The sequence below is a fragment of the Parendozoicomonas sp. Alg238-R29 genome (assembly GCF_947331445.1).
Classification (GTDB): domain Bacteria; phylum Pseudomonadota; class Gammaproteobacteria; order Pseudomonadales; family Endozoicomonadaceae; genus Sansalvadorimonas.
Window position 1 is genome coordinate 1 of sequence record NZ_CAMZOG010000170.1, and the last position, 3,035, is coordinate 3,035.

A 3,035-nucleotide genomic window follows, 5' to 3' on the forward strand; every position below is an offset into this window, starting at 1 on the left:
CTGAGAGATTTCAGGAACTCTTGGAATTGTGTTTGCTGCATGACGATGGTTCCAATTACACGACAGAAACCGGTGCTCAGAAGTATAGTTCATGCACCAACATGTATTGTGAACAGAGCCTTTTGACCGATGTTGGCGGATAGCCTTACGGAAAAGGCCTTGTCAGCTTTTTTATCTCGCTTTTTGGTAAGAAGGCAATCAACAGCACTTCCTTAATCATACGCAGACAGAACCAAAAATCGTATAGCGAGTCATAACACCCACTCGCAATAAGGAGGTCTTGACCGGAACACATCAAATCAAGTTTACTAAACCTGAATCGCGTTGAGATTGCCTTAGAAAACAATGACCTCATCATAAAAAATGCAAAAGGGATTTTGCATATGACCCTGAGATATTTCTTTCGTACGACCGTTGTTTTTATTCTGTTGTTTTGCAGTCATGTGCTTGCTGTCGATTTTCACGAGATCCCGGCCTGGGACCCTGAGGTAAAATACAAGCGTGGAACTGTTATCGCCCATGGAACCGACTTATACATCAACATTCTTCCCAAGGCAGGCATTTTCCCGGATCACAGCAAAATAGTCTGGAGGAAGATTCGCTATAACAGACATTACCCATTAAAGCCTTACAAGCTGTATCTCCCCGGTTTTGTTGTTGCCCACGATGAAAAATACTATATCTCAAGAAAAATTAACCTTCCCCAAAACGCACGTTCGCTAAGCAATGAGCAACGATGGCTCCCATTCACCCACCCTGCCATGGGCTTTGATTTACCGTATTACACAGAAGACTCAGAAGAGGTGAAAACGCTTGTAGGAACTGATATCAATGGCAATGGTATCCGGGATGATTACGAGACCAGCATTATCATGAGCAGTCTGCCCGCACCTGTAAAAAATACGGCACTCAGGGCAGGTGCCATTTACGGAGAACTGATCGCCACAGGAACAGGAGCAACGGTTTCCAGTGTGAACGAGGCCCAGAATATTTTACAGAACATGGTGCAGGCGAAACGCTGCCAACGACAGCTGATGAAACAAAGCGGGGTCTCGTGGTCTGACGCAACATACTTCGACACACTGGATCGCGTCGAAGCGAAATACAAACTACAGAGCATGCTGGCCGGCCTGATTGACCAAAGCACCTTCTCAGTCCCGTCAGGCGACCCATGTGAACAGCTAACAGCACAGTAAAGGGACTTCTGTGATGCGGAATATAAAAAAACAGCGTTATCTTTGTTGGTTATCGGGTTGTCCCACGGAGTGGCCAGCAAAACAGTCGCGAGCTGTGAGAGTAACGTCGACAATATTGAGTCACATTACATTAATGGCATGTTCACCGACTTCAGTGAATATGAAGCCAACAAAATGGCACTCCAGAGATTTATCAATACGCATTTAAGCGGCGATGGTTTTCATGGGAACATTAATGGAACCTACAACGAATCGGAAAATGCATTGTTTCAAATTTTTGAAGTCGCACGGCAGAAATTTGAAGATGGCGATTCGAATCAGGCTATTATCCAGTTCCTGAATAATGATCCCGGTTATCTTGATTCGCTCACCACAGAAGAACAGGTCAGAGAGTTCCTGAACGATATCAATGACGTCTATTCCGGGACGCTGGCCGAGCAGGATACAAAAAATGCCATAGCCGATGTCGCTGAGCTTCTGGATACGTGCAGCCGGGTCATTCTTGTTACCCATTCTCAAGGTAACTTTTATGGTAATGCCGTTATTAACTCGCTCTATGCTGACTATGCCTTCCCCAACGGTTATGCCATGGCGAGTTACCCCATGTTGGGAATGATGCAGATTGCATCACCCGTCAACTCACCGGGAGGAGCTTTAGGTAACCTGAATCCCGGTGTGATAGGCCATCTGACAAATGATAATGACCTGATTATGGCGCTGGTGCGCGGAACACTCGGCTCAGTCCCGGCAAACTACACCAGTCCAGATAACCCAGAAGACTTCACCGGCCACGGTTTGGAGGCTTCTTATTTAACTCTCGGAGGCCAAAGTGAAGAAATCGCTACACAGATGCGTCGTATCGCACAACAACTCACACCTTACCCCGTGCACGCTCAGAAAAACGCCTCATCCTCAGTCATGAATGGTTTTGGATACTCTGCCATCAACCAGTTGATGGATATCGAGTTTGTCAGTGGCAGTGTGTACCGTTACAGCCATGTCAGCCCGACAGCATTCAATGGTTTAGAAAACGCTGAATCACAAGGGGGTTACTTCAATACCAGAATCAGAGATAACTATGTCTTTGAACGTCTCCAGTAAACAGGGAAGCCGCATATTGAAACGATCTGTGATCGTCTGTTTTTTGCTGGGGCAGGCTGTCATGCCTCCAGCCATGGCCTTCATGGAACCGTCCATAAAACGGCTGGAAGGATGTTATGAGAGGTTTACCTGGAAGGGGGAAGACATCAACAAATACGCCCCGGGCGGTACGTTTTTTATCAATGAATTCCAGCCAGCATCCCGCTCCACAGATGCCCGGATGCTAAAGACAAATGGCCTCAGTGGTTTTATTTCCATCACCAGGCTCTATCGAGCATCTCCGCCAGTGCCAGACAGTAGTCAATTACTATTTACCGGGGTTCTCTACAAGCGCCATTCGAGCCTGCTGGAAAACCTCTTCAGCCGTTCGGATGACAAAATGTTTTATGAAGTCATTCATGAAAAGCAACGCTACATTATTCGTAAAATCTATTTGAAACTCCCCGTTAGTGTTAATTGCGATTGAATTCGCAATATCTTTATGTTGTCTTGCTCACACACTCAGGTAAGGCTGCTATTCAGCAGCTTTGTTGATAAACATCTAAAGATGAACAGAGCCGTGACAGATGGAGTTTGTTTTTCATGGCCACACTCTTTGGATAATACACAAGAGTATATTTTTAGTATATCGGGGGCTATTTCACTAAAAACACACAGTCTCACGCATGTTCTACAGAAAATATCACTGCTGTCCGGTTAAAAAAATCGAGAAAGGCGTGAGATGCCTGTCTTTAGTGG

The 3,035-nt window shown here is 45.8% G+C and carries 3 protein-coding genes; all 3 read left to right on the forward strand.

What is annotated here, in order from left to right:
* The first annotated feature begins 383 nt into the window (after positions 1-383).
* The 3 genes from QMA35_RS21205 (at position 384) to QMA35_RS21215 (ending at position 2,763) form a co-directional block, all read left to right on the forward strand.
* Positions 384-1,196: a hypothetical protein gene (locus QMA35_RS21205; RefSeq protein WP_281649132.1), complete on the forward strand. Its 813-nt coding sequence runs from the start codon at positions 384-386 to the stop codon at positions 1,194-1,196.
* Between the two features lie 69 nt (positions 1,197-1,265).
* The gene (locus QMA35_RS21210) at positions 1,266-2,297 is read left to right on the forward strand and encodes a KTSC domain-containing protein (protein ID WP_281649133.1); all 1,032 of its coding nucleotides are present in this window, start codon (positions 1,266-1,268) and stop codon (positions 2,295-2,297) included.
* 16 nt (positions 2,298-2,313) lie between these two features.
* Positions 2,314-2,763 carry a hypothetical protein gene (locus QMA35_RS21215; protein WP_281649134.1) on the forward strand — a complete coding sequence of 150 codons (450 nt, stop codon included), beginning with the start codon at positions 2,314-2,316 and terminating at the stop codon, positions 2,761-2,763.
* Positions 2,764-3,035 lie beyond the last annotated feature (272 nt).

Coding starts and splice junctions, on each gene's coding strand:
- QMA35_RS21205 (WP_281649132.1), top strand. CDS start 384: ATGACCCTGAGATATTTCTTTCGTACGACCGTTGTTTTTATTCTGTTG.